The following is a 573-nucleotide window of genomic DNA, read 5'->3' on the forward strand; positions in this document are numbered from 1 at the left end:
TGAGATGTATAGGAACATGAGTCAATAAGACTTCAATAAACAAGTTAAGGAGCAGACCGGTACAGTAAGGTCGAAGGTAGCGGTGTACATAGCTAGGGCAATACAAGCTTTTGTGAAAGATGGCAAGACTCTCATAAAGATTCCATACTTTTTTAAGTAAGTTTGACTTACTCTCAGTTTATCAATTTCATTGAAATATAACTGTTTATTTTAAACTTAATAAAATAACTTTAATCATGAAGCCGACATTATATTGTCTAGTATGTATACCCAAGCAATAGGACAGCAATAGTTTTGGACTCCGCGAACACTCCGAAGGATCAATTCAAGGATTTTGTCCAAATTTTACAAAAGTAAGTTCCTTATATACACTTATAGGTCGACAATATTTCTCCTTCATCGTTAACTCTATTTTAATGTTGTTGCATTTGAAAATAGTGTCTGGATGTACTACATTGATAGGCTCAATAATGGCCAGCACCCTAAGGGCAGGAAGCGGTTGGCAATCGGATACGACTTCAAGTGTGTCAAGCAACCCTTGGGCTCTCTCCATTGTGGGTATTACACGTGCGA

At 37.2% G+C, this 573-nt stretch carries 1 protein-coding gene; it reads right to left on the reverse strand.

The window, feature by feature from the left end; all coding sequences use genetic code 11:
- Positions 1-325 precede the first annotated feature (325 nt).
- Positions 326-573: hypothetical protein (locus ACQY5W_RS13400; protein WP_428025469.1), on the reverse strand; the 248-nt coding region annotated here is incomplete at its 5' end.

This window comes from Arcobacter sp., assembly GCF_050300555.1.
Lineage (GTDB): Bacteria > Campylobacterota > Campylobacteria > Campylobacterales > Arcobacteraceae > Arcobacter.